The sequence below is a fragment of the Methylobacterium sp. 275MFSha3.1 genome (assembly GCF_900108435.1).
Lineage (GTDB): Bacteria > Pseudomonadota > Alphaproteobacteria > Rhizobiales > Beijerinckiaceae > Methylobacterium.
This window is the reverse complement of sequence record NZ_FNWP01000021.1, coordinates 1-20933: the sequence shown is the minus strand read 5'-3', so window position 1 is coordinate 20933 and position 20933 is coordinate 1. Positions and strand designations below refer to the sequence as shown.

19 protein-coding genes are annotated in these 20933 nt (G+C 72.4%); 14 read left to right on the top strand and 5 right to left on the bottom strand.

Annotation, left to right across the window (positions count from 1 at the left end; genetic code table 11):
- Positions 1-188: 188 nt before the first annotated feature.
- Both BLW78_RS22485 and BLW78_RS22480 read right to left on the bottom strand, forming a co-directional pair.
- On the bottom strand, positions 189-1382 hold the full coding sequence (locus tag BLW78_RS22485) for a L,D-transpeptidase family protein (protein ID WP_091682203.1): 1194 nt from the start codon (positions 1380-1382) through the stop codon (positions 189-191).
- Between the two features lie 182 nt (positions 1383-1564).
- Positions 1565-4150 carry a P-loop NTPase family protein gene (locus BLW78_RS22480; protein WP_091682202.1) on the bottom strand — a complete coding sequence of 862 codons (2586 nt, stop codon included), beginning with the start codon at positions 4148-4150 and terminating at the stop codon, positions 1565-1567.
- A gap of 354 nt (positions 4151-4504) precedes the next feature.
- Here BLW78_RS22480 and BLW78_RS22475 point away from each other — a divergent pair, with 354 nt between their 5' ends.
- The 14 genes from BLW78_RS22475 to BLW78_RS22410 all read left to right on the top strand — a co-directional run bounded on the left by BLW78_RS22475 (position 4505) and on the right by BLW78_RS22410 (position 18547).
- Positions 4505-5164, top strand: coding sequence for a cytochrome c3 family protein (locus BLW78_RS22475; protein WP_020092384.1), 660 nt, complete (start codon positions 4505-4507; stop codon positions 5162-5164).
- Entirely contained in the window at positions 5161-8133 is a 2973-nt protein-coding gene (locus tag BLW78_RS22470; protein WP_091682196.1) for a TAT-variant-translocated molybdopterin oxidoreductase, read from the top strand. The genes BLW78_RS22475 and BLW78_RS22470 overlap by 4 nt, the downstream gene beginning before the upstream one ends.
- 2 nt (positions 8134-8135) lie before the next feature.
- Positions 8136-10133 carry a DUF3341 domain-containing protein gene (locus BLW78_RS22465; RefSeq protein WP_091682195.1) on the top strand — a complete coding sequence of 666 codons (1998 nt, stop codon included), beginning with the start codon at positions 8136-8138 and terminating at the stop codon, positions 10131-10133.
- A complete protein-coding gene (locus BLW78_RS22460; protein WP_091682194.1) occupies positions 10130-10660 on the top strand; it encodes a c-type cytochrome in 531 nt (176 codons plus the stop codon). The genes BLW78_RS22465 and BLW78_RS22460 overlap by 4 nt, the downstream gene beginning before the upstream one ends.
- Positions 10657-11718, top strand: a complete 1062-nt coding sequence (locus tag BLW78_RS22455) for a hypothetical protein (RefSeq protein ID WP_091682193.1) — start codon at positions 10657-10659, stop codon at positions 11716-11718. The genes BLW78_RS22460 and BLW78_RS22455 overlap by 4 nt, the downstream gene beginning before the upstream one ends.
- Positions 11715-12203 (top strand): hypothetical protein, encoded by a 489-nt coding sequence (locus BLW78_RS22450; RefSeq protein WP_020092379.1) that lies wholly within the window; start codon positions 11715-11717, stop codon positions 12201-12203. The genes BLW78_RS22455 and BLW78_RS22450 overlap by 4 nt, the downstream gene beginning before the upstream one ends.
- On the top strand, positions 12200-13189 hold the full coding sequence (gene coxB, locus BLW78_RS22445) for a cytochrome c oxidase subunit II (RefSeq protein ID WP_020092378.1): 990 nt from the start codon (positions 12200-12202) through the stop codon (positions 13187-13189). Before BLW78_RS22450 ends, coxB begins: the two co-directional genes overlap by 4 nt.
- The gene (locus tag BLW78_RS22440) at positions 13186-14862 is read left to right on the top strand and encodes a cytochrome c oxidase subunit I (RefSeq protein WP_056523416.1); all 1677 of its coding nucleotides are present in this window, start codon (positions 13186-13188) and stop codon (positions 14860-14862) included. The genes coxB and BLW78_RS22440 overlap by 4 nt, the downstream gene beginning before the upstream one ends.
- Complete coding sequence (locus BLW78_RS22435) at positions 14859-15518, top strand: cytochrome c oxidase subunit 3 (RefSeq protein ID WP_056523414.1); 660 nt, start codon at positions 14859-14861, stop codon at positions 15516-15518. Before BLW78_RS22440 ends, BLW78_RS22435 begins: the two co-directional genes overlap by 4 nt.
- Before the next feature lies 1 nt (position 15519).
- Positions 15520-15831, top strand: a complete 312-nt coding sequence (locus tag BLW78_RS22430; protein ID WP_020092375.1) for a hypothetical protein — start codon at positions 15520-15522, stop codon at positions 15829-15831.
- A gap of 78 nt (positions 15832-15909) precedes the next feature.
- Positions 15910-16695, top strand: a complete 786-nt coding sequence (locus BLW78_RS22425) for a class II glutamine amidotransferase (protein WP_020092374.1) — start codon at positions 15910-15912, stop codon at positions 16693-16695.
- A gap of 163 nt (positions 16696-16858) precedes the next feature.
- On the top strand, positions 16859-17599 hold the full coding sequence (locus BLW78_RS22420; protein ID WP_020092373.1) for a NepR family anti-sigma factor: 741 nt from the start codon (positions 16859-16861) through the stop codon (positions 17597-17599).
- A 126-nt stretch (positions 17600-17725) separates the two neighbouring features.
- Entirely contained in the window at positions 17726-18139 is a 414-nt protein-coding gene (locus BLW78_RS22415) for a DUF1236 domain-containing protein (protein ID WP_091682356.1), read from the top strand.
- A gap of 132 nt (positions 18140-18271) precedes the next feature.
- The gene (locus tag BLW78_RS22410; RefSeq protein WP_091682192.1) at positions 18272-18547 is read left to right on the top strand and encodes a hypothetical protein; all 276 of its coding nucleotides are present in this window, start codon (positions 18272-18274) and stop codon (positions 18545-18547) included.
- A gap of 4 nt (positions 18548-18551) precedes the next feature.
- On the opposite strand, the gene mscL is transcribed toward BLW78_RS22410, so the two are convergent.
- The 3 genes from mscL to BLW78_RS22395 form a co-directional block, all read right to left on the bottom strand.
- Positions 18552-18971: a large conductance mechanosensitive channel protein MscL gene (mscL, locus tag BLW78_RS22405; RefSeq protein WP_020092370.1), complete on the bottom strand. Its 420-nt coding sequence runs from the start codon at positions 18969-18971 to the stop codon at positions 18552-18554.
- Between the two features lie 69 nt (positions 18972-19040).
- A complete protein-coding gene (locus BLW78_RS22400; RefSeq protein ID WP_020092369.1) occupies positions 19041-19916 on the bottom strand; it encodes a CDP-alcohol phosphatidyltransferase family protein in 876 nt (291 codons plus the stop codon).
- Between the two features lie 7 nt (positions 19917-19923).
- Entirely contained in the window at positions 19924-20634 is a 711-nt protein-coding gene (locus BLW78_RS22395) for a phosphatidylserine decarboxylase (protein WP_091682188.1), read from the bottom strand.
- Positions 20635-20933 lie beyond the last annotated feature (299 nt).

The following is a 20933-nucleotide window of genomic DNA, read 5'->3' as shown; positions in this document are numbered from 1 at the left end:
GGACAGTCGGTCCCGATCACTTATGATCGAAACCCCGTCGCCGTTCCGGGAAGGTAGCTCTGAATACGGCAGGCCGACGGAGCAGGTGTACCGCTCATCCCCTGCCGTATCATGAATTGGTGTGCCGCACGCGGTCGTGATGTGCGTCCGCGCACACGCACGGGCCGCCGCGAAGGGCCTTCGCATGCTCAGAGGGGCTCCGCGGCGGCCAGGAGACCGGCCGGCGACCCGGCCAGAATCGGGCGGCCGGTCGCCGATCCGGCGAGTCCCGCGGCCAGCCAGGACGGGAGTGCGTCGCTGTACCGCGTCGGGAGCGGCGCGACCAGGGACCCGAACGGGTCGGGCGCCCGCTCGTAGACCGGCACGAAGCCCGCCATCTGCCGCGGCGACAGGCCCGATCCGGGCGCGGCCCAGCCGGCCCAGACCGTCTCGGGCACCGGGCGATGGACGCGATGGCCCGGCACGACCACCACCTCCTGCCCGGCGAAGGCCAGGGCCTCCGGCCGGCTGATGTCCCCCACCGCGCCGCCCCGGGCCGTGTAGGCCGCCCAGAAGGCGTTCTGCCCGCCGTCGGAATAGGTGGTGCGCACGGCGGGCTCGCCCGCCTCGGCGAGCGCGGCCATCCGCGCCTCCTCGACCGCCCGGCGGGTGGTGACGGCCGCCTCGACGGCGGGATCCCGGGCGGGCGCGAAGGCGTACCGGCCCGCGACGACCGAGACCTGCAGCTCCTCCCGGCTGGCCTCGAACCGGTCGGAGCCGGCCTTGAGCTCCCGCCAGAAGGCGATGTTGGGATCGGTCCGGTGGCGGGCCATGTTCTCGGCCGTCATCCGGAACGGGTAGGACTGGAACTGGAAGGCCGCCTGCCCGCCGTTCAGCGCGTCCCGGGCGATGGCGTAGATCTCGCCGACCGTGCCGTTGGTCATGGCGAAGCAGCCCATGGACGAGCAGATCCCGTGCACCATCACGGCGGAGCCGGTCCCGCCATGGGCCCGGTCGTAGGCGTTGGGATAGCCGACGTCGAAGGACAGATAGTAGTGCGAGTTCGGGTTCATCTGGCGCCGGGGCACGGCGTAGAACCCCTCCGGGGTCTGACGGTCGCCGGTCTTGCGCTTGGGCCCGAGCTGGCCGGACCAGCGGCAGATCGGGAAGGTCTTGATGTAGACGTAGCCCGCGGCGCCCTTCTTCCAGACCTCGATCTCCGATTCCTTCTTGTAGGCCCGGAACAGGACCGGCGAGGCGGCCGTCACGCCCTTCTGCGCCATCAGCGCGAGGGTCGCGGCCGGAATCGGCGCCTCGGCCTTGCCCGCCTGCGCGGCGGCCGGGCCTGCGAGGGCCAGCAGAACGAGGCCGGCGGCGAGGGGAAGCGAGGTCGACAGGGGCATGAACCGTCCGCGCTGGATCGGCCGGGATGGCTGCCGGACGGGCGCGGCCTCGCGACCTGACGGAGTATTGCGGCGGCCGTGAGGCTGCGTCCTGCCCGCCCGCCGCCCCCGCGGAGGCGCCCCCTCCCCCGCGGACGGGCATCGCCGGGACGACGGCGCGGCCGCACCGCCGCCGGTTCCCCTCAGGCCGCGGGTTCCGGCTCCCGCTCGACATTCGCCGGCACGGGCGCGACGACCGCGCTGTTCTCCACGGCGATCACCGCGTCGAACGGCGCGGCGCACTCGGCGAGGCCCGTCTCGGACAGGAAGACGATGAGGCCGCGCCCGGCCCGCGCCTGCCGCAGCTGGGCGAGACGCTCGCGCGCGCCCTCGGCCTTCCGCTCGTCCATCGCGACCGCCACCACGAGGATGTCGGGGTCGCGGGCGAGGCACCGGCTCAGCTCGATCGCCACCCGCTCGCGGGCGTTGATCGCGCCGTCCGCCAGCGCCCCGGTGCTGGGCTGGATCTCGACCTTGCTGTCGAGGCCGAGGCCGTAGACCGAGGCCTCGAGGCCCTCGTCCGCCAGCACCCGCCGCACCAGTTCGCGCACCCGCGGCTCGGCATTGGCCTCGCCGAGGCTGATCCGGCCGAACAGCAGGTTCTCCTCCAGGCTCGCGGCCGGATTGACCCGCGAGGGATCGTGGAAGACCACCGCGCCGGCGAGGTGGGCCGGCAGCATCCGGGCGAAGGACCGGCGCGCCTGCACGAGGCGCTCCTCGAACGGGCCGTCGATCAGGCCGAAGCGGTGGCGGGACTCGTTGTAGCGCAGCGCGAGGCCGATCAGCCGCGCGCGGTCGCGCTGGCCCGCCGGTCCCCGCCGCAGGCTCGCCGCCCCGGGCAGGCGCGCCACGAGATCCTCGAAATAGCCCCGCTCGGCCGCCTGGAACAGCGAGTAGGCGTCGAACAGGGGGTGGTCGTTGGGCAGGTCGGCGAAGATCTCCACCGTGCTGCGGGCCACCGACAGGCCGATCTCGGTGAGCGGCCGGACCAGCCCCTCGGCCTCCAGGACCGCCCGCAGGTAGGGGTGGCGGGCGAAGCGCAGGGGCGCGAAGGTGCCGCCCACCGGCTCGCCGAACAGGATGTTCTCGCCGATGCTCGCCTGATTGTTGTAGCGGTCGGGGTCGAAGGGCTCGACGAGGCGCTCGGCGCCCTTGGCGGCCAGCGCCACCCGCATGGTGCGGCGCGCGGCGACGATCGCGGCGGCGAGCCGCGGCTGGGCGGCCGGGTCGAGCCGCCCGGTCAGCCCGCGGGCGTACACGAAGCCGTCGAGTCCGGTGAGCCGGCTGATACCGATCAGCGCGATGTCGTCGGGCGCGGTCGCCGGATCGGTGCCGTAGAGCAGGTTCTGCCGGAGGGAGCCCTCCATCAGGATCGCCTCGCCGGACGTGAAGGCGATCCGCCGGGCGCGCTCGGCGGCGTCGAAGTCGCGCAGGTCCGTGCCCGCGTAGGTGACGGCGCCGGCCGTCGGCTCGACCTGGCCGGCCAGCACCGCCGCCAGCGCGCGGGCGCCGCTGCCGCGGCTGCCCGTGATCGCCACGTGCCCCGGCATCGACACGGCCACGTCGACGCCGGTCAGGCGCTCGCCCGTGGCCGGATCGAAGGCGCCGACGCCCTCGGTGGCCAGGATCCCGGACCGGGGCAGCGGCAGGGCGGCGGCGCCGCTGCGGGCGGCCCGCGCCCGCCGCCCCTCGAGGGCCGCGATGGTGCGGGCGAGGTCGCGCAGGCGCGGGCGCACCGACCTGCGGACCATCCAGAGCCGCGCGCAGATCGCCGCGAGCCAGCCGGCGAGGCCGAAGGCGCCCACGGCCGCCACGAGGGCGGCCGGATCCACCGGGGCCGCGGGCGGCTGGCCCGGTCCCGAGCGCCACAGCGCGGTGCCGGCGGCGATCGCCGGAAGGATCACCGCCAGGGCCAGGGCCGGCGCCCGGGCATAGGCCAGCCGCGCCTCGGCCCGCCCGACATTGGCCCGCATCGCGGCGACGCGGGCGGCGATCCGGCGGCGCTCGATGGCCGCCGCGCCGTGGTTGCGCACGGCGGGCAGCCGCCGGACGAGGTCGTTCAGGCTCTCCTCGGCGCGCGCGCTCGAGCGCAGCCGCAGCTCGTGCCGGTCGCGCGCGCGCTCGAGAACCAGCCCGTAGGCGAGGCCGATCGCCGCGAGGCCGATCACCGCCGCGGGGACCAGCCGGGGCGCGGCGAGCGCCGCAAAGCCGAGGGCCAGGATCAGGGCCGCGAGGGTCATCGCCGGCAGGACGATGCCGGCGGCCAGCAGGCGGTCGGCCCGGGCCAGTACCTCGCCGACGATCCGGGTGAGGCCGCGCGCCTCGTCTCGCGCGCCCGCGGGGGCGTCGAGGATCGCCTGCAGCACGCCCTCGCGGACGGCGTCCCCGGCCCTGTTCTGCGCCTTGAAGCACAGGCGCGCCACGAACCAGCCTACCCCCGCCAGCGCCAGCGCGCAGACCGCGATGCACAGGAAAGCCGTGAGTTCGAGTTCTGCGGGGCGCATCGGGATGCCGGGGACGAGCACCAGTTCCCGGCCTGGGAGCTCCGCCGCCACGCGCAGGAACGGGAGGATCGGCGCCTCGTCGCGCGGCAGGACCGCGATCAGGTCGCGCAGGCACAGGAGCGCGAGCGCGCAGAGCGGCGCGCCGACCCCGACCGCGAGGGCCGCCGCGACGGTGTGCTGCGGCCGCGCGGCGCGCCACGTCAGGAGGAGAGGATCGGATTCCATGCGTCTCCGGACAGCATCGGGCGGGTCCGCCGCGGTCCGCCGCCGTCCGCGGCATAGGCCTTCGGGGCCGCGGCGGAAAGGGCGGCCGGCGCGGCCCGGCCCCGTGCGACATGTCGGCCGGACTGATCCAAGTTCTAGCCCTGGTCTGGAAGCGCTCTAGGTTCGATTCTCTGCACGCGGCGCGATCCGGAGCGTGCCGCGAGGTCCGGTCGCCGCGTCCGCCCGGACCGCATCGCGTGGGCGTGCCGGCGCAGCCGATCTCGGGCGGGACCAGAGGATGGGGTGACGCGTGCGGCGAGGGGCTGAGCAGACCGAAGGGCACGGCACGGCCGGCTCGACGTCCGGGACGGCCTGATGGCGCAGCTGTTCACCCCCGGCGCCGACGCGCTCTACCGCCTCGCGCTGATGACCGGCGTGGCCTGCCTGGTGGGCGTCCCGGTCCTGGCGGCCGGGATCGTGCGCTCGAACTACGTTACGGGCGTCGGGATCGCGCCGGCCCAGCCGCTGCCGTTCAGCCACAAGCACCATTCCGGCGAGCTCGGCATCCAGTGCCGCTACTGCCACACCACGGTCGACCGGGAGGCCACCGCCGGCATCCCGCCGACGCACACCTGCATGACCTGCCACTCGCAGATCTGGACCGGCTCCGAGATGCTCAAGCCGGTGCGCGACAGCTACGCGCAGGACAAGCCGCTGGAATGGAAGCGGCTGAACAAGCTGCCGCAATACGTCTACTACAACCACTCCGTCCACGTGACGAAGGGGATCGGCTGCTCGACCTGCCACGGCGACGTCACGTCGATGCAGATGACCTACCGGGCCAACGCCTTCGAGATGCAGTTCTGCCTCGATTGCCACCGGGCCCCGGAGAAGTACGTCCGCACGCCGGATCAGGTCTGGAACATGACCTGGAAGCCGCCGGCCGATCAGGCGAGTCTGGGCCCGAAGCTCGTGGCCCAGTACCATATCCGCGGCGGGGAGCGGCTGACCGAATGCGGGATCTGCCACCGATGACCGGCGCCCCCGACATCGCGGCCCTGCGCGAAAAACTCGCCGGCGGCGACGGACCGCGCTTCTGGCGCAGCCTCGACGCCGTGGCCGACAGCCCCGAGTTCCGCGCCTACCTGGCGGCCGAGTTCCCGTCGGCGTCCCGGCTCGCCGCTGCCCCGGAGCGGCGCGGCTTCCTGAAGCTCATGGCCGCCTCCTTCGCGCTGGGCGGCCTCACGGCCTGCGGCGGGGGCAACGGCCGCGACTACGAGGTGCCCTACGTCAACCAGCCCGAGCGGATCGTGCCCGGCACGGACCTGTCCTACGCCTCCTCGGCGGTGTTCGACGGCTTCGGCAACGGCATCCTGGTCACCACCCGCAACGGCCGCCCCCTGAAGATCGAGGGCAACCCCGAGCATCCCTGGAGCCGCGGCGGCACCGACGTGCTGGCCCAGGCCTCGGTCCTCGGGCTCTACGACCCGTTCCGCTCCCAGGCGGTGCAGCATCTCGGGCGGCCGAGCTCCTGGCCGGCGTTCCGGGCGGATCTCCAGGCTCGGATGCCGGGCTGGCGCGAGAGCCGGGGCGAGGGTCTCGCCCTGCTCACCGGCCCGGTGACGTCGCCCGACGTGGCGGCCCAGATCGCGCGGCTGCGGGCCGCCTACCCGGCTCTGCGCTGGTACACCGGCGCCGGGGCCGGCCGCGGCGGGATCTACGAGGGCGCCCGCCAGGCCTACGGCCGGCCGCTGGAGACCATCCCGGATTTCGGCCGCGCCCGCACCATCGTGGCGCTGGACGGCGATTTCCTGGACCTCGGGCCCGGCCAGGTCGGCCTGTCGCGGCGCTGGAGCGAGGCGCGGCGCGCGGCCTACGCGGAGGGGCGCCTCCTCACCCTCCACGCGGCGGCGCCGACGCCGACGCTGACCAGCGCCAAAGCGGATTACGGACTCGCGGTCCCGGCCGGCCGGCTGGAGAATCTCGCCCGGGACCTCCTCGCCCTGGCCGCCGGCGGCGCGGCGCCGGCGGGCGACGACCCCGTCGCGCGCTGGACGCGGGGTGCCGGCACGGCGCTCGCCGAGGCCCGGGGAAGCGGCATCGTCACCGCCGGCCTGACCGCGAGCCCGGAACTGCACGCGCTGGTCCACCGCCTCAACGGCGCCCTCGGCAACACCGGCACGACCCTGGTCCACACGGCGCCCGCGGAGGAGACGGGCGCCGGGACCCTCGCGGAGCTCGCGGAGGCCCTGGATCAGGGTGCCGTCAAGGCGCTCGTCGTGCTCGGCGCCAATCCGGTCTACGAGGCGCCGGGCGCCCTCGACTTTGCCGCCCGGATGGCGCGCGTCCCGCTCAAGATCCACGCGGGACTCTACTACGACGAGACCGGCGCGCATGCCGACTGGCACCTGCCCGCCGCCCACCCGCTGGAATCCTGGGGCGACATCCGGTCCCTCGACGGGACCGTGGGGCTGATCCAGCCGACCGTCGCGCCCCTCTACAACGGTCGGACGCCCTCGGAGATGCTGGCCTTCCTGGCCGGCGGCGAGGGCGGGGAGAGCGGCCAGGACGCCCTCGACCTCCTCAAGGCGGGCGCGCGCAGCGCCGGCGAGGACGACGCGGCCTTCGAGGCCCGCTTCACCGAGGCCCTGCGCCTCGGCTTCTGGGCGGGCAGCGCGCGCCCGGCCGAGACCGTCGCGCTGACGCAGGCGGCGGCCCCCGCGGCCGCCCCATCCCCCGCGTCCGCCGGCGAAATCGAGGTGCTGTTCCGGCCCGATCCGACGATCTGGGACGGCACCCACGCCGACCTCGCGTGGCTGCAGGAACTCCCGAAGCCGCTGACCAAGGTGGTCTGGGAGAACGTGGTCGCGGTGAGCCCGCGCCTCGCCGAGCGCGCGGGGATCGCGACGGGCGACATCCTGCGGGTCGAGGCCGGCGGCCGCGCGGTCGAGGGGCCGGCCTGGATCCTGCCCGGCCAGGCCGACGACACCGTCACCCTCACCCTCGGCTACGGCCGCGACGTGCCGGACCACCTCGCCCGCGGCCTCGGCTACGATTCCGCGCCCCTGCGCCCGGCCGGTTCGACTTGGCGCCTCGCCGGCGCCCGGCTGACGAAGACCGGCCGCGTGCGCAAGCCGGTCACTACCCAGCACCTCGGCACGATGGAGGGGCAGGACCTCGTGCGCGTGCAGGCGCTCGGCGCCGCGCCCGCGGGCGACCCGAAGGGCGCGCCGACCCCCGCCTCGTTCTACCCGCCCCCGGAGAGCCAGGACCGTTGGGTCGCCGCGCAGTGGGGCATGGCCATCGACCTCGACGCCTGCATCGGCTGCAACGCCTGCGTCACCGCCTGCCAGGCGGAGAACAACATCCCCGTGGTCGGGCGCGAGGAGGTCGCGCTCGGCCGCTGGATGGGCTGGCTGCGGGTCGACCGCTACTACGCGGGCGGCCTCGACGCCCCGACCACGCATTTCCAGCCGGTGCCCTGCATGCATTGCGAGCAGGCGCCCTGCGAGCTCGGCTGCCCCGTCGAGGCGACGCTCCACGACAGCGAGGGCCTGAATCTCCAGGTCTACAACCGCTGCGTCGGCACCCGGACCTGCCAGAGCTACTGCCCCTACAAGGTCCGGCGCTTCAACTACCGCGACTATACCGGCGGCACGACCCCGGTGGAGCAGCAGCAGCGCAACCCCGAGGTCACGGTCCGGTCCCGCGGCGTGATGGAGAAGTGCACCTACTGCATCCAGCGGATCACGGCGGCCCGGATCACCTCGGCCAAGGACGCCCACGCGCCGATCCCCGACGGGAGCGTCGAGACCGCCTGCCAGGGTGCCTGCCCGACCCGGGCGATCACCTTCGGCAACGTCGCCGACCCGGGGAGCCAGGTCTCGGCCGCCCGCCGGGACACGCGGGAATACGCGCTCCTCGGCCACCTGAACACGCGGCCGCGCACCACCTACCTCGCCGAGCTCGCCCCGGCCGCGGATCCGAACGGACGGGAGGGCTGAGCATGTCCGGCGCCCTGATCCGGCCCGACGCGACCCTCGAGGACATCGGCGGCGCGGTCGCGGAGATCCCGCTGACGCATCCCGGCAATCGGCGCTGGTGGATCGCCTTCGCGGGGGCGGCCTCGCTCCTCGGCCTGTTCCTCCTCACCCTCGGCTACCTGCTCTACGCCGGCCCCGGCATCTGGGCGAACAACAACGCCGTCGTCTGGGCGCTGGACATCGCGAGCTACGATTGGTGGATCGGCGTCGCCTCCGGCAGCCTGCTGGTCTCGGCGATCCTGCTCCTGCTCGGCGCGGAGTGGCGCGGGGCGGTGAACCGCGTCGCCGAGACCCTGGCGCTGCTCGCCACCGCGGCCGCCGGCCTCTACCCGATCATCCATCTCGGGCGGCCCTGGTTCTTCTTCTGGAACCTGCCCTACCCCAACACCTACGATCTCTGGCCGCAGTTCCGCTCGCCGCTCCTGTGGGACGCGATCGACATCGTGTCGTTCCTGGTGATCTGCGTCAGCCTCTGGTTCATCGGCCTGCTGCCGGACCTCGCGACGCTGCGCGACCGGGCCCACGTCGAGGCGCTCCGCCAATTCGACGCGAAGGCGCCGACCCGCAAGCTCTCCCTCCTGCGCGCGCAGGTCTACGGCATCCTCGCCTCGGGCTGGCGCGGCTCGGCGGCCCACTGGCAGATCTGGGTCCAGGCCTACCGGACGGTGGCGCTCCTCGGCGTGCTGCTGGTGGTCTCGGTCCAGACCGGGGCCTCGGTCATGCTGGCGGGCTCGCTGATGCCCGGCTGGCACAGCACGCTGCTGCCGGTGAGCTTCCTGGTCAACGCGGTCTATTCGGGCGTCGGCGTCACGGCGGTGACCGTGATGCTGATCCGCCTCGTCTACGGCCTCGACGCCCTGGTGACGGACCGCCATCTCGACGTCCTCGGGCGGCTGCTGCTCTGCCTCGGCTGCGCCAGCGCCTACTGCTACGCGGCCGAGTACTTCGACACCTTCCTCAACGGCGACGCCGAGGGGCGCGGCGTCCTGGTCCGGCGCATGACCGGCGACCACGCCCTGGTGTCCTGGACGGCGGTCCTGTGCCTCGTCCTGCCCGCGCAGATCCTCTGGTCGGCCCGGGCGCGCACGGCGCCGCCGGCGATCGCGGCGGTGGGGCTGCTCGTGGCGATCGGTGCCTACGCCGACCACGTCATGGTCCTGGTCGTCACCCTGACGCAGGACTTCCTGCCCTCCTCGAGGCTGCCCTACACGACCGACATCTGGGGCATCGCCACCTTCGCGGGCTCGATCGGGCTGTTCCTGACCCTGCTGCTCCTGTTCCTGCGCTACCTGCCGGCCGTCTCGATCGTCGAGAGCCGCCGCCTCGCCCTGACTGCGTCGCCGGCCGCGCAGGAGGCCGCCCGCGCGGCCGCGTCCGGGGCCACGGGTCGCCCCGAGGAGAACCCGGTCACCGCGCCCCTGTGGGGCGTGTCCGCGACCTTCGCGAGCCAGGGCGACCTCGCCGCCGCCCTCCAGGCGGTCTCCGGGATCGGCCCGGACCACGTCCATCTCGACGGGCACGGACCGGTGCCGATGCCCCGCACCCTGCGGCCCCTGGGCCTGGAGGGGCGCTCGATCCTGCCCTACGCCCTGGCAGGCGCCCTGCTCGGCGGCTTCGGCTTCTTCGCGCTGTGCATCTACGCCACGGCCTACGACTACGTGTTCCTGATCGGCGGCCGCCCGCGCCTGTCCTGGCCGTCCTTCGTGGTCCCGAGCGTCTCCTTCGCGATGATGGCCGGCTGCGTGGCGATCCACCTCGCGCTCCTCGTGCTCAACCGCCTGCCGCGCCTGAACCACCCGGCCTTCAACATCCCGGGCTTCCTGCGCGCCTCGGAGGACCGGTTCTTCCTCTCCGCCGAGGCGCGGGGCGACCGGTTCGACGCGGCGCGGATCGAGCGGCGGCTCGCCTCCCTGCCGGCCGAGGCCGGGCGCCCCCTCGAGATCCGGCGGATCCCGCGATGAGGCGCGCCCTCCTCGCCTGCCTGGCCCTCGCGCCGTTCGCCGCCTGCGGCGAGGCCGACATGGCCGATCAGGCCCGGGCCAAGACCTGGGACAAGAACCCGTTCTTCCCCCGCGAGATCACGATGCGCCAGCCGGTGGCCGGCACCGTGCCGCGGATCGATCCGGCCCGCGCGGCGCCGCAGCCGCAGGCGATCAGCCGGGCGCTGCTCGACCAGGGCCGCGAGCGCTACGGGGTGTTCTGCACCCCCTGCCACGGGCAGGACGGCCGCGGCGCCGGGATGATCGTGGCCCGGGGCTTCCCGTCCGCCGGCGACCTCACCGCCGGGCCGGTGCGCGCGGCCTCCGCGTCCGACCTGTACGACGCCATCTCGAACGGCCGGAAGGCGATGTTCGGCATGGCCCAGATGATCCCCTCGGCCGACCGCTGGGCGATCGTCGCCTACGTCCGCGCTCTCCAGTTGAGCCAGGACGCCCCGGTGGCGAGCCTGCCCGAGGCGGATCGCGCGCGGCTGGAGGCGACGCGGTGAGGCGCCCCGCCCTTCTCGGCCTCGCCGGCCTCGTCCTCCTGGCCGTCTGCCTGATCGCGGGCGGCTGGCGCGGAGCCGCGGCCTCGTATCTCGCGGCGTGGCTGGTCCTCCTCGCCCTGCCGGTCGGCGCCCTGCCGGTGGTCATCGTGGCCGAGCGCTTCGGCAAGCGGGTCCGCGAGCGCGGCGGCATCGAGATGCTGGCGGGCCTGCGCCGGCTGACGGCGCTGATGCCGGTCGCGGCCGTGCTGGCGCTGCCGCTGCTGGCCGCCGCGCCGCTGCTCTATCCGTGGGTGAGCGCCCCGGCGCGCACGCCGCTGGCCGCCCTGTGGTTCACGGTGCCGTTCTTCGCGGTCCGGGTGATCGTCTATCTGGCCGCCTGGACCTGGCTGGCGCTGCGGTTCGCCAGGCCGTTCGAGGCGCCCGGCGAGGGGCGGACCGTGCCGGCGGTGGGCCTGCACGCGGTCATCGGCACGCTGTTCGTCACCGACGTCGTCGCCTCCCTGGATCCGCGGCTCGACTCCACCCTCCTGGGTCTCCTGGTAATGACGGCGTGGAGCGGCCTCGCCTTCGCGGCGGCGATCCTGCTGGCCTGGGAGGAGCCGGAGCCCGTGGGGCGCGGCCGCACGGCCCCCGGCCGGGGCCGGCTCGTCCCCCTCGTCGTCCTCCTCGGCCTCTGGGCCTACATGCACTTCGTGCAGTTCCTGATCGTCTGGTCGGCCAACCTTCCGCCCGAGGTGGCGTGGTACCTCGCCCGCGGCGGCTGGGTCGGGCGGGCGCTGGCGATCGTGGCCGGCGCGGTCGTGGTCCTGGCCGGGCTCGCGACCCTGCGGCCGGGCCGCCCGACCACCCGGATCCTGGCCGGCGCGGCGCTCGCCATCCACGCCCTGGAGATGTTCTGGCTGATCACCCCGGCGGTGCGCGACCGCTTCTTCCTCCGCCCGAGCGACGTGCTGGCCGCCGGCGCCGTGGCCTGCCTCGCGGCCGCTTTGCGCCCGCTGATGCGTCCGCGCGCCGACCGCGCGGCCTCGACCGCCCGCCGCGCCGGGAGGCCGGCATGAGCGCGGACGGACCCACCGGCCTGATCCCGGCGATCCTCGCGGGGCTGACCCTGCGCGGCAGCGGCCTCCTGAACGGGCGGCCGCCGCGCCCGGCGGCCAACACGCAGCGCCATCCCGACGATCCCGGGCACGAGACGCGCGACGTCAACGTCCGCAACACCGTGCTGGTGATGGCGGGCCTCGCGCTCGCGGCGCTGGCGGTCGTCGGCGCGATGGTCTGGCTGATGGGCACCTTCGCGGCGAGCCAGCGCCGGGCGCTGCCCACCCTGACGCCGCAGCAGACGACGCGGCTGGCGCCGCCGCCGCCGAACCTGCAGGCCGACCCCTACGCCGACCTCGACCGCGAGCGGGCCGAGGCCGCGGCGCGGCTCTCCGGCTACGGCTACCGGGACGAGGCCCACACTCGCGCCCGCATCCCGATCGGGCGCGCCATGGACCTGACCGTCGGCCGCTCCCTCGAACCGGCGGAGCCCGCCGCGCGATGACGCCGAGCCACGATTCCCTCCAGCTCTGGCCCGCCGCGGTCTCCGCCACGGCGATCGAGACCGATTGGCTGATCCTGGCCTTCACGGTGCTGACGCTGCTGCTGACCGTGCCGGTCTTCGTGGCGATCACCTACTTCGCCCTGCGCTACCGCGAGGGCTCCGAGGCGGACCGGAGCCCCTCGGGCATCCGGTCGAACCTCATCGAGATCAGTTGGATGCTGATCCCGTTCCTGCTGACGCTGATCTTCTTCGTCTGGGGCGCCCGACTGTTCGTCGAGTCGAAGAACCCGCCCCCCGACGCCATGGTGGTCGAGGTGATCGGCCGGCAGTGGATGTGGAAGTTCCAGCACCCGACGGGCCAGTCCGAGATCAACAACCTGCACCTGCCGATCGGCCAGCCGATCCGGCTGCACATCATCAGCCAGGACGTGATCCACGCCCTCTACCTGCCGGCCGTGCGGATGCAGGTGGCGGCCCTGCCCGACCGCTACACCGACCTGTGGTTCAAGGCCGAGAAGACCGGCACCTACCATCTCTACTGCTCGGAATATTGCGGCACCGACCATTCCGTGATGGGCGGCGAGGTCACCTTCATGAATCCCGGCGACTACCAGGACTGGCTGACCCACGCCGGCGCGCAGCAGGGCAAGGTCGCGGCGGGCCGGGCGCTCTACGAGGCCTATGGCTGCGCCGGCTGCCACGACCCCGGTTCGTCCGTGAAGGCGCCGAGCCTCGCGGGCCTCTACGGCAGCCAAGTCAAGCTCGCGGACGGGCGCACCGTCACCGCCGACGACGCGTGGCTGCGCGAGAAGATCCTGAACCCGAACGGCGACCGGCTCGCCGGCGGTGGCAAGCAGGTGATGCCGAGCTTCGCCGGCCGGATCCCGGCGGACGAGCTCGGCACGCTGATCGATTTCCTGAAATCCTACGCGGGTCCGGCCTCCGGCAAGGCCGCGGACGCGACGCTGCCGGGAGCGACACGATGAGCGCATCGGGCAGCGTCGGCGGCACCGCCCGCCGGGAACCCCACGCCCCGGAATCCACGATCGGGCGAAAATCCGACTACCTGCACGCGGAATCGACCCTGCGCTCGTGGTTCCTCACCACCGATCACAAGCGCATCGCGATCCTCTACCTCGCCTCGATCACCGGCTTCTTCGTGATCGGGGCCCTGGCGGCCGGCGTGGTGCGCCTCGCGCTCGTCGTGCCGAACGGCGCGATCATGACCAACGATACCTACAACAAGGCCTTCACCATCCACGGGGTGGTGATGGTCTGGTTCTTCCTGATCCCGTCGATCCCCGCGACCTTCGGCAACTTCCTGATCCCGCTGATGATCGGGGCCAAGGACCTCGCCTTCCCGAAGCTCAACCTGACGAGCTGGTACGTGTTCATGGCCGGCGCCCTGTTCACCCTTGTCTCGGTGGTGCTCGGCGGCGTCGACACCGGCTGGACCTTCTACGCGCCGCTCTCCACCGCCTTCTCGAACACCTGGGTGCTGCCGGCGCTGATCGGCGTCACGATCGTGGGCTTCTCGTCGATCCTGACCGGGCTCAATTTCGTGGTCACGATCCACACCATGCGGGCGCCCGGCATGACGTGGTTCAAGCTGCCGATCTTCGTCTGGTCGCACTACGCCACGAGCCTGATCTTCCTGCTCGCCACCCCCGTCATCACCACCGCGCTGATCCTGCTGATCGCGGAGCGTGCCTTCCACATCGGCGTGTTCGACCCGGCCTACGGCGGCGACCCGGTGCTGTTCCAGCACCTGTTCTGGTTCTACTCGCACCCGGCCGTCTACATCATGGTCCTGCCCGGCATGGGGGTGATCTCCGAGATCGTCCCGGCCTTCGCGCAGAAGAAGCTGTTCGGCTACCGCTTCGTCGCCTACGCGTCGATCGGGCTCGCCTCGGTGACCTTCTTCGTGTGGGGCCACCACATGTTCGTCAACGGGCAGAGCGACCTGGCCTCGCTGGTGTTCTCCGCCCTGTCCTTCGCGGTGGCGGTGCCCTCGGCCGTGAAGGTCTACAACTGGACGGCCACGATCCATAAGGGGGCGCTGCGCCTCGACACGCCGATGCTCTACGCGATGGGCTATATCGGCCTGTTCGTGCTCGGCGGGCTCACCGGGCTCTACCTCGCGACGCTCGCCATCAACCAGCACATCCACGCGACCTACTTCGTGGTCGCGCATTTCCACTACATCATGGTCGGCGGCACGGTGCTGGCCTTCCTCGGCGGCCTGCACTTCTGGTGGCCGAAATTCACCGGCCGCATGTACAGCGAGCCCTGGGGGCGGGTCTCGGCGCTGCTGATCTTCCTCGGCTTCAACGTGACCTTTTTCCCGCAGTTCATCCTCGGCTATCTGGGGATGCCGCGGCGCTACGCGACCTACCCGGCCGAGTTCCAGCTCCTGAACGTCCTGTCCTCGGCCGGCGCCACGATCCTGGCGGCGGGCTACCTCTTCCCGATGCTCTACCTCGTCTACTCCCTCTGGTTCGGGCGGAAGGCGCCCGCCAACCCGTGGAACGCGAAGGGGCTCGAGTGGGAGACGTCGTCCCCGCCGCCGACGCACAATTTCCTGTCCCCGCCGGAGGTGCCGCGCATCCCCTACGACTACCCGATCCAGGCACAGGAAGCCCGGGACCAGCACGGATGAGCGAGCCCCTCGCCGACGGCGTCGGGGTCGCCCGCGCCCACCATTTCGAGAGCGTGGCGCAGCAGCGCGAAGCGGCGACGCTCGGCATCTGGGCGTGGCTGATCACCGAGTTGCTGCTGTTCGCGGCCCTGTTCCTGGTGGCGCTGATCACCCGGATCCAGCACCCCGAGGCGACGGTCGCGGCGGCCAAGCATCTGAAGTTCTGGATCGGGGCCACCAACACCGTGGTTCTGATCTGCTCCAGCCTGACCATGTCGATGGCGATCGAGTTCTCGCGCATGGGCTGGCAGCGCGCCATGGTCCGGGCGATGCTGGCGACCGCGGCTTTGGGTGGCCTGTTCCTCGTGCTCAAGGGCTACGAGTACTACGCCGACTGGGCCGAGCACATGATGCCGTTCCTCAGCGACAGGCCCTTCGCCCTCGCCGAGACGCCGGCGGCGCGGCTGTTCGTGAACCTCTACTACGTCGCGACGCTGCTCCACGCGCTGCACCTGTTCACCGGCATCGCGCTCCTGCTCGGCATGACGTGGATGGCCGCCAGGGCCGGGTTCCTCGCCCGGCACCAGAACTGGATCGAGGTCTACGGCCTGTATTGGCACTTCATCGATCTGGTCTGGATCCTCGCCTTCCCGATCCTCTACGTGGTGAACCGGTAGGATGCGGAACCCCCTCGCGACCCTGAGCGCCGACGACCGCGCCCTGCTCCGGAAGCGCCTGCGCACGCCCGTCCTCACCTTCCTGGCGCTGCTCGCCCTGCTCGCCGTCAACGTGACGCTGGGCGCCACCCTCCCCTTCGCGCAGGTCTGGATCGTGGAGCTCGCGGTCGTCGCCGTGATGGTGGCGCTGATCCTCCTCGTCTCCATGGAGGTGATCCACGAGCCGCCCCTGATCCGGCTGTTCTCGGGGCTCGGCTTCTTCTGGGTCGCCATCATGGTCGGCATGACGCTGACCGACTATCTCGCCCGCTGACCCGCGCGAAAGCCGTTGTCGGGACGGCCGAACGCTCCTAAACGGGGCCGCTTCCCCGCATGGCCCGGCTGAAAGACGATGTGCGAACTGCTCGGCATGAGCGCCAACGTGCCGACCGACATCCGCTTCTCCTTCGCGGGCCTCGCCCGGCGCGGCGGCGAGACCGGGCCGCACGCCGACGGCTGGGGTATCAGCTTCTACGACGGCCGCACCTGTCGCAGCTTCCACGAGCCGGAGCCCAGCGCCCGCTCGCAGCTGGCCCGGCTCCTGCGCGACATGCCGATCAAGAGCCGGATCGTGGTCGCCCATGTCCGCAAGGCCAATCGCGGCCGGGTCAGCCTGGAGAACACCCACCCGTTCTCCCGGGAATTGTGGGGCCGCCGCTGGACCTTCGCGCATAACGGTCAGCTCAAGGGCGTGAAGCGGCTGCCGCTGGGCGGCTTCATGCCGATCGGCTCCACCGACAGCGAGCACGCCTTCTGCTGGATGCTCGGCCGGCTCCAGGCCCGGTTCCGCGCCCTGCCCCGCCCCGAGACCCTCGACCGGGCGGTGGCCGACCTCGCGGGCGAGCTGCACGCGCTCGGCGTGTTCAACATGCTGCTCACCGACAGCCGCACCCTCTACGCCCATTGCGGCAAGCGCCTCTGCTACCTCACCCGCTGCGCCCCCTTCGGGAAGGCCACCCTGATCGACGAGGACTGGCAGGTGGATTTCGCCCAGGAGACCACCGAGCACGACGTGGTGACGGTCATCGCCACGCAGGCGCTGACCCGGGACGAGTGCTGGACCGATCTCGCCCGCGGCGACGTCCTGACCCTGCGCGACGGGGCGATCCGGCTGTTGAGACCGGCCAACTTAGCTTAAGTGTGTTTTGCCCGAGGGTGCATGGCCGCGGCCGATGCGCTAGAATCCCGGTAACAGGAGCGCATCGGCCGGACCTCACCACCGGTTCGAGCCGGCAAGCGCTCCGCCTCGACCCGCTCGGGACCACAGGTCGAGCCACGATGAGTTGACGAGCGCGATACGCATGACCCGCGACGACACCGACACCGTCCTGTCCCAGGAGGACGGGACTCGGGATGGCCGCCCGAACCTGGCGCCCGGCATCCGCACGCATCTCGGGGAGCACCTGCGCACGGTCTACGACCGGATCGGCGAGGAGACGCTGCCGTCCCGCTTCGCCGAGCTGATCGAGAAGCTCGAAGCGGCGCTGCGCGCCCGGGGCGAGGCGATCGAGCCCGAATTCCGCAACGGCCTGCTCGCGGCCGTTCCGTCGCTGCGCGCCTTCGCGCTGTCGCTGACCTCGAACCCGGCCCGCTCGGACGACCTCGTCCAGGACACCCTGCTGAAGGGCTGGCAGCACCGCGCCCGGTTCCAGCCGGGGACGAACCTGAACGCGTGGCTGTTCACGATCCTGCGTAACATCTTCTACTCGGACCATCGCAAGCGGGTCCGCGAGGTCGAGGACCAGGACGGGTCCTACGCGGCCCGGCTCGCCACCGCGCCGCACCAGGGCGACAGGCTCGACGTCGAGGACCTGCAGTCGGCGCTCGCCAAGCTGCCGCCGGACCAGCGCGAGGCGCTGGTGCTGGTCGGCGCCGAGGGCGTCTCCTACGAGGAGGCCGCGACGATCATGGGCTGCAAGGTCGGCACCGTGAAGAGCCGCGTCAGCCGCGCCCGCGGCCGCCTCGCGGAGCTCCTGGGCTACGACGAGGAGGATCTCGGCTCCGACCGGTTCATCCAGTCGGCGATGCCCAAGGACGCGTAGGCGCCCGGGCCGCCGCGGGCCGGCGCTCCACAAAAAAAGATGCATCCGATTCCGGGGATCGGGCGTTACCGGCCCGAGCTTCGCTGCGCCAGCGCGGCGAAACACCACGGAATGGAGACGCACCGCATGACCTTCAAGACCCTCATCGCCGCCTCGGCCCTCGCCCTGTCGCTGCCGCTGGCCGCGCAGGCCCAGGGCACCATCCCGGGCGCCGAGCGCGGCGCCGCCGCGGGTGCCGACGCGGCCGGCCCGATCGGCGGCATCGTCGGCGGCGCGGTCGGCGCGGCCACCGGCACGGTGGGCGGCATCCTCGGCGTCGACATGGCCCCGCGCTTCCGCAGCTACGTCCGCGAGCGCAACGTCCGCTCGTACGACTACGACGGCCGCGTCGCCGTCGGCGCGACCCTGCCGAACTCGGGCGTGACCTACTACGACGTCCCGAGCGAGTACCGCGTGCAGCCGGGCTACCGCTACACCGTGGTGAACGACCGCCCGGTGCTGGTCGACCGCGGTCACCGCATCGTCGAGGTCATCGACTAAGACCCTGGGCCGGTCTCATGCCGGCCCGAACGCCCCCGGAGCTTGGCTCCGGGGGCAGTCCCGCAGACGCGGCCGCCGGCGCAACGCTTCATCCGTCCGGCCGTTGACGACGGTTCGACCCGTGAGGCGATCATGAGCGACACTCCCACCGATCCGAAATCCACGCTCCCCGAGCCGGTGCGCGATCATCTCGGCCAGCAACTGCGCAGCGTGCTGCCGGTCGGTCCCGACAAGCCGCGTTTCCTCGGCGACGATCCGGTGCCGGACGCGTTCGAGCCGCAGATCCGCAGGCTCGAGACCCGCCTGAAGACCCACGAGGAGGGCACCGGCGCCGTCGGGCAGGCCCTCGACCAGATCCTCGACGCCTTCGGGGTGAAGCCGTCGGACGACGACACGCGCGCGGGCTGAGCCGTCAGACGCGCGGCTTCGTCGCCAGCAGGTCGCGGATCTCGGAGAGCAGCTTCACGTCGGCCGGCACCTCGTCGGGCTTCTTGACCTCGGCGTGCTGCAGACGATTCATCGCCCGGATCACCAGGAACAGCACGAAGGCGACGATGGCGAAGTTGAGCGTCAGCGTCAGGAACTGGCCGTAGCCGAGGACGGCGCCCTGCTTCTTCGCGTCCACGTAGGGCAAGCCGGCCTGCACCTTGGACGAGAGCGGGATGTAGTAGTTCGAGAAATCGAGCCCGCCCGTGATCGCGCCGATCACCGGCATGAAGATGTCCTGCACGGCTGAATTGACGATGGCCCCGAAGGCCGCGCCGATGATCACGCCGACCGCGAGATCGACCACGTTCCCGCGCAGCGCGAATTTCTTGAATTCCTCGAGCATCTCCGGAACCCCCTCCACGAACGCTGCCAAGGTAGGGGAGAATCCCGCGGCGGCCAGCGCCCGGTCCGGCTAGACGGCCGGCGGCCGCGCCTCCGCACCGCTCTCGGGCTGCGCATCCGCCCCGGCCGCGGGCCGCTCCCCGGCCGGGAGCGCCGGCTCTGCCTTGAGCCGCCGGCGATACTGGGCAGCGACGACCGGGATGGTCAGCAGGTAGCCGCCGCTCACCGCCACCAGCGCCTCGAACGGGTAACTGATCAGGATGCCGAAGGCCGCGACGCCGAACAGGAAGATCGGCAGGACGAGGCTGCGCGGCACCCGCTTGCCCATGGTCTTGCCCGAGTAGGTCGGGACCGTGGAGACCACCAGGAGGGCGATGCACAGCACGTAGATCAGGACCGCGGGCGCCGCCCAGGTCTCGATGCCGAAGCCCAGGAAGTGCAGGTAGAGCGGCAGCATCGCGGTGAGCGCCCCCGCCGGCGCCGGCATGCCGACGAAGAAGTCCTTCTTCCATTCCGGCCGGTTCGGGTCGTCCAGCATCGCGTTGAAGCGGGCGAGGCGCAGCGCCATGGCGATGGCGAAGATCAGCGCCACGATCCAGCCCACCGACTTCAGGTGGAACAGCACGAAGCCGTAGAGGATCAGGGCCGGGGCGCAGCCGAAATTCACGAAGTCGGCGAGCGAGTCGAGCTCCGCGCCGAAGCGCGACGTCCCCTTGAGCAGCCGCGCCACCCGCCCGTCGATGCCGTCGAGCACCCCGGCCACCACCACGGCGATGACGGCGGGCTCGAACTTGCCCTCGAAGGCGAGCCGGATCGCCGTCAGCCCGAGGCAGAGCGCCATCAGGGTGATCATGTTGGGCGCGATCATCCGGAACGGAACCGGCTTGAACCGGCGCGGCCGCGGCTCGTTCGGGTCGGGCGCGAAGGGCGGGAAGAGATCGTCCATGGCCGCCTCAGATCCGCTTGAACAGCCGCTCCGGGCCGCCGCCGAGATCGGCCAGCACCGTCTCGCCGGCCACCGCCTTCTGGCCGAGGCCGACCAGCACGGTCGAGCCGGCCGGCAGGTACACGTCCACCCGCGAGCCGAAGCGGATCAGGCCGAACCGCTCGCCGACGCCGAGCACGTCGCCCGCCGCGACGAAGCCGACGATTCGCCGGGCCACGAGGCCGGCGATCTGCACCACGCCGACCCGCTTCGGCTGGCCGGCATGGGTCGTCTCGACGACCATGCCGTTGCGCTCGTTGTCGTCGCTGGCTTTGTCGAGCTCGGCGTTGAGGAACAGGCCCGGCGTGTAGTGGATCTGGCCGATCCGGCCCGCCACCGGCACCCGGTTCACGTGGCAGTCGAACACGTTCATGAACACGGAGACCCGCAGGGTCGGTACCTGCGGCAGGTCGAGCTCGGGCGGCGGCAGGACGGTGGCGATGAGGTTCACGCGCCCGTCGGCGGGCGAGATCACGAGCCCGTCCGCCACCGGGGTGACGCGCTCGGGATCGCGGAAGAAGTAGCAGACCCAGAGGGTGAGGATCAGGAAGATCCAGCCGAAGAACTGGGAGAAGTAGCCGGCCAGCACCGTCAGCACGATGCCGATCAGGATGAAGGGATAGCCCTCCTTGTGGATCGGCACGAGCGTCCGGCGGATCGTCTCGATCAGGTCGGTCATGGGCTCTTCAGACTCGAGGATGTCGCGGGCGGGCGGACGTGTCGGACGGGCGGATGGCAGTCCGCCGGGCCGCCGTCAACTTTCCAGGGGTCGCGGGTCACCGCGGGCTTGGGCGCCCGCTCCGGCCAGGGGGCGCTCCTGCGCCGATTCGGGCGCGAAACGCCGAGGCTCGCGGACACGCGTGATCGTCCCCGCGCGCCGACTGGCGCCGGGGGCATGGCCCGGGAGGCGAGCACGAGGGACGCGGGACGCCGCGGGAACCCAGGTGTCGGCCAAGTACGCGCGGGATCCGATCCCCG

Bases quoted from the DNA above. Each gene is read 5' to 3' on its own strand.
- BLW78_RS22485 (WP_091682203.1), bottom strand. From the start codon at position 1,382: ATGCCCCTGTCGACCTCGCTTCCCCTCGCCGCCGGCCTCGTTCTGCTG.
- BLW78_RS22480 (WP_091682202.1), bottom strand. From the start codon at position 4,150: ATGGAATCCGATCCTCTCCTCCTGACGTGGCGCGCCGCGCGGCCGCAG.
- BLW78_RS22475 (WP_020092384.1), top strand. From the start codon at position 4,505: ATGGCGCAGCTGTTCACCCCCGGCGCCGACGCGCTCTACCGCCTCGCG.
- BLW78_RS22470 (WP_091682196.1), top strand. From the start codon at position 5,161: ATGACCGGCGCCCCCGACATCGCGGCCCTGCGCGAAAAACTCGCCGGC.
- BLW78_RS22465 (WP_091682195.1), top strand. From the start codon at position 8,136: ATGTCCGGCGCCCTGATCCGGCCCGACGCGACCCTCGAGGACATCGGC.
- BLW78_RS22460 (WP_091682194.1), top strand. From the start codon at position 10,130: ATGAGGCGCGCCCTCCTCGCCTGCCTGGCCCTCGCGCCGTTCGCCGCC.
- BLW78_RS22450 (WP_020092379.1), top strand. From the start codon at position 11,715: ATGAGCGCGGACGGACCCACCGGCCTGATCCCGGCGATCCTCGCGGGG.
- coxB (WP_020092378.1), top strand. From the start codon at position 12,200: ATGACGCCGAGCCACGATTCCCTCCAGCTCTGGCCCGCCGCGGTCTCC.
- BLW78_RS22440 (WP_056523416.1), top strand. From the start codon at position 13,186: ATGAGCGCATCGGGCAGCGTCGGCGGCACCGCCCGCCGGGAACCCCAC.
- BLW78_RS22435 (WP_056523414.1), top strand. From the start codon at position 14,859: ATGAGCGAGCCCCTCGCCGACGGCGTCGGGGTCGCCCGCGCCCACCAT.
- BLW78_RS22430 (WP_020092375.1), top strand. From the start codon at position 15,520: ATGCGGAACCCCCTCGCGACCCTGAGCGCCGACGACCGCGCCCTGCTC.
- BLW78_RS22425 (WP_020092374.1), top strand. From the start codon at position 15,910: ATGTGCGAACTGCTCGGCATGAGCGCCAACGTGCCGACCGACATCCGC.
- BLW78_RS22420 (WP_020092373.1), top strand. From the start codon at position 16,859: ATGACCCGCGACGACACCGACACCGTCCTGTCCCAGGAGGACGGGACT.
- BLW78_RS22415 (WP_091682356.1), top strand. From the start codon at position 17,726: ATGACCTTCAAGACCCTCATCGCCGCCTCGGCCCTCGCCCTGTCGCTG.
- BLW78_RS22410 (WP_091682192.1), top strand. From the start codon at position 18,272: ATGAGCGACACTCCCACCGATCCGAAATCCACGCTCCCCGAGCCGGTG.
- mscL (WP_020092370.1), bottom strand. From the start codon at position 18,971: ATGCTCGAGGAATTCAAGAAATTCGCGCTGCGCGGGAACGTGGTCGAT.
- BLW78_RS22400 (WP_020092369.1), bottom strand. From the start codon at position 19,916: ATGGACGATCTCTTCCCGCCCTTCGCGCCCGACCCGAACGAGCCGCGG.
- BLW78_RS22395 (WP_091682188.1), bottom strand. From the start codon at position 20,634: ATGACCGACCTGATCGAGACGATCCGCCGGACGCTCGTGCCGATCCAC.